Here is a 3166-nt window from a genome sequence, read left to right on the forward strand (position 1 = left end):
GCCGACCCGAAGCCGGCCGGCTTCGGGTCGGCACCGCTCTCGGGGCGACGCCGGGAAGGTGGGAGGGGGTGTGCGCCGCCCCGAGGGACTCAGCGGCAGGCGCGCCCGTCGTTGATGCAGCGCACCGCGTTCGACATGAGGCCGTTCGACATGACGTTGATGAAGTCGCCGTGGTCGGTCACCGGCTTGTGCAGCTGTTCGGGGAAGCTGTCCACGGCGAACCGGGCACCCGGCGGCACGCTGTAGACGATCCGCTGCACCAGCTGCGGGATGGCCTTGAAGCCGGGCTTGCAGGAGCCGTCCTTCTTGGCGAAGTCCACGTGCGCGCGGTGGTTGGCGCTGTCGATGTTGCGGCCGTCCCAGCAGCTCTGGAAGGTGAACGTGCGCACCACGTCGCTGCCCTTGGGGCAGACGGGGTACTTGTCCTTCAGCTGGCGGTTCTCGAAGCCGGTGCAGCTCCACGAGGCGTTGGCGTTGCCGGGCCCGTTGGTGAAGGACTTCGCGTCGCCCGTGATGATCCGCAGGAACCGGGGCATGGCCGCGACCTTGGAGGTGGGGTTGCCCTTGAACTCGATGGTCACCTGCTTGGGCTTCAGGATCGTGCCGACGTTGGCGTCCTGTCCGCCGCCGGGCGCCTTCGCGTCGCGTTCGGCGCGGCCGTCTCGCAAGCGCAGCACCGGCCAGTAGTACGTGGACTGGTCGCCGTTGGTGCAGGTGGTCCCGGAGGCGGCGAGGCTGTTGTTGGTGGAGAAGGCGTCGGTGGTCTTGTTGCCGACGTAGTCGTGCATGTGGTGGGCGCCGTTGCTGACGCCGGGGGCGACGATGACGTTGTCCGGGTTGAAGTGGCCGTTCTCGTTGCGGCCGCAGTTCACGGCGAAGGACCCCTTGGAGGCGTTCGCGCGCGCCGCCGGGGTGCGGACGTTCGGCTTCACCGTCCCGATGGCGACGAAGTCGCTGCGCGCCGGGCCGCCCTTGGCCTGTGGGGCGCCGCCCGCCTGCTGCGGTGCGGCGGCGGCCGCCCCGCCCTGCTCCGCCGCGCCCTGTGCGCCGGCCGCAGCGGCGGGGTCGTCCGCCGGGTCGGCGGCCGCGGCCTGCTTCAGCTTGCAGGAGCTCATCCCGTCCAGTCCCGCGGGGCGGGAGCCGGCCTTGCCGATGGCGTCGCCGATCGCGGATATGGTCTTGCCGCGCTGGTCCTTCAGGCCGCTGAGCAGGGCGTCGCCCTTGGCCCGGCCCGTGGAGAGCTTCTGGTAGGCGTCGGCGACCTGGGTGTCGAGCTGGGCGAGGTTCTTGTCGACCTCACCCTTGGCCTGGTCGGGTACCTCGCGGAGCTTGTCGCCCACGTCGGGGCAGTCGATGGTGGCGGTCACCGGCGCCGTACGGGAGTCCTGCCCGGCGAAGGCGCCCTGGGCGACGAACACGACCCCGCCGCCGCCCAGGACCAGGGCGGACACCGTGGCGAGGACCTTGTGCGACGTCCGCAGACGGCGTTTGTGGCCCTTTTGACTCATGCGATCACTTCACTTCGTCGGTCGGGGAAGGGTGGAGGAGGCGGGGACGGGGACCGAGGCGCCGGGCGAGCCGGGCGCCGCGGGCGCGGTGTCGGCGAGTCCGTCGAAGTCGACCAGGCCGCTGGCCTCGAGGACCGTGATGTGGTCCAGGACGGTGGTGTTGGCGTCCGTGGCCAGCGCCCTGACCATGGAGTTGCGGGTCTGGGCTCGGATCTGTGCCACGAGCGTGAAGACCTTGCCGTGCGCCCGGCGCAGCAGCTGGATGAACAGCTGCTCGTACTGGGGGCCTTGGGCGGTGTCGAGCTGGGCGAGCCAGGCCTGCTGCTGCGGGCTGGGCTGGTTGGGCAGGTCCATGCCGAGGGCTTGGCCCACTTCGAGGACGCGGCGGTCCAGTTCGGTGTGGCCTTCGACGAGGTGCTCGCCGGCGGTGCGGATCGCGGGGCGCTTGCCGCGCTGCTGGGCCTGGCGGCCCGCGGGCAGTTCCCACAGTCCGGCGAGCCGCACCTTGCGGACGAAGTCCCGGTCCTGGGGGGTCAGCGGCCCGAAGGCGGTGCTGATGGTGCCGAGTCCGTCGTCGTCGGCCGCCGGGGCGGTGGCCGCGGCGGCGGCTCTGCCGCCGAACTTCTGCACGGGGATCAGCAACGCGATCAGGGTGAAGGCGAGGGCGCCGATGACGGCGGCCGTGGCCAACACGTGGCGCGATGCCACCGACATGCCGCCGAGGGCCGACCGACGGAATGACAGCACTGTGCCTCCTTGCTTCAGGGCCGGGAGGGGCTGCAGGGGCAAGGGCTCCGGCAGTTGTGCCGTGTGCACCCGCGCTCCCCGGGTGGCACGGGACGCTAGTGCCAGTTGTGGTGCCGGTTTGGAAGGACCATCACGAATGGACAAACATCCGGGCAACTACTCGAAAGACTGGTACGGTGCCCCAGCCCACCACAGCGGCCTGCCACATCGACCTGCCACATCGACCTGCCACTTCGGCCTGCTACATCGGCTTGGTGCGCGCGATGAGCAGGGCGACGTCGTCGCGGTCGTCGGGCTGGCGCAGCCGCCCCAACAGCAGGTCGCAGGTCTCCTCCAGGGCGCGCCGCGGATCGTCCAGCAGCGCGGTGAGGGCCTGCAGGCGGATGTCGATGTCCTGGTCCCGGGTCTCGACCAGGCCGTCCGTGTACAGGACCAGCTGGTCCCCCACCTCCAGGTCGAGGGCTGTGGCCTCGAACGGCACCCCGCCCACGCCCAGCGGCGCCCCGGTCGGCAGGTCCAGCAGTTCCGGCTCCCGGCCGGGGCGGGTCCGTACGGGCGGCAGGTGGCCGGCGGTGGCGATGCGGCAGCGGCCGTGGTGCGGGTCGTACACGGCGATGACGCAGGTGGCCATGGTGTGGCCGAGCCCGGTGGTGGTGTGGTCCAGGCGGGTCAGCACCGCGGCCGGGTCCAGGTCGAGCTCGGCCAGCGTGCGGGCGGCGGTGCGCAGTTGGCCCATGGTGGCGGCCGCGTTGATGCCGCTGCCCATGACGTCGCCGACGACGAGGGCGGTCTTGTCCTCGGGCAGCGGGATGACGTCGAACCAGTCGCCGCCGACCTCCCCGGCGGTCGTGGCGGGCTGGTAGCGGTAGGCGATCTCCAGGCCGGGCGTCGGCGTCGGGTGGTGGGGCAGC

3 protein-coding genes are annotated in these 3166 nt (G+C 71.7%); all 3 read right to left on the bottom strand.

Annotation, left to right across the window (positions count from 1 at the left end; genetic code table 11):
* Positions 1 to 89 precede the first annotated feature (89 nt).
* Positions 90 to 1508, bottom strand: coding sequence for a DUF1996 domain-containing protein (locus tag ABZ924_RS38325; RefSeq protein ID WP_361920336.1), 1419 nt, complete (start codon positions 1506 to 1508; stop codon positions 90 to 92).
* Positions 1509 to 1517: 9 nt separating this feature from the next.
* Positions 1518 to 2255 (bottom strand): DUF4142 domain-containing protein, encoded by a 738-nt coding sequence (locus ABZ924_RS38330; RefSeq protein ID WP_361920338.1) that lies wholly within the window; start codon positions 2253 to 2255, stop codon positions 1518 to 1520.
* 241 nt (positions 2256 to 2496) lie between these two features.
* The coding region (locus ABZ924_RS38335; RefSeq protein ID WP_361920340.1) for a PP2C family protein-serine/threonine phosphatase at positions 2497 to 3166 on the bottom strand (670 nt) is incomplete at its 5' end.

Origin of the sequence: Streptomyces sp. NPDC046876, assembly GCF_040645035.1 — a bacterium.
Taxonomy (GTDB): Bacteria; Actinomycetota; Actinomycetes; order Streptomycetales; family Streptomycetaceae; genus Streptomyces.

Coding starts and splice junctions, on each gene's coding strand:
- ABZ924_RS38325 (WP_361920336.1), bottom strand. CDS start 1,508: ATGAGTCAAAAGGGCCACAAACGCCGTCTGCGGACGTCGCACAAGGTC.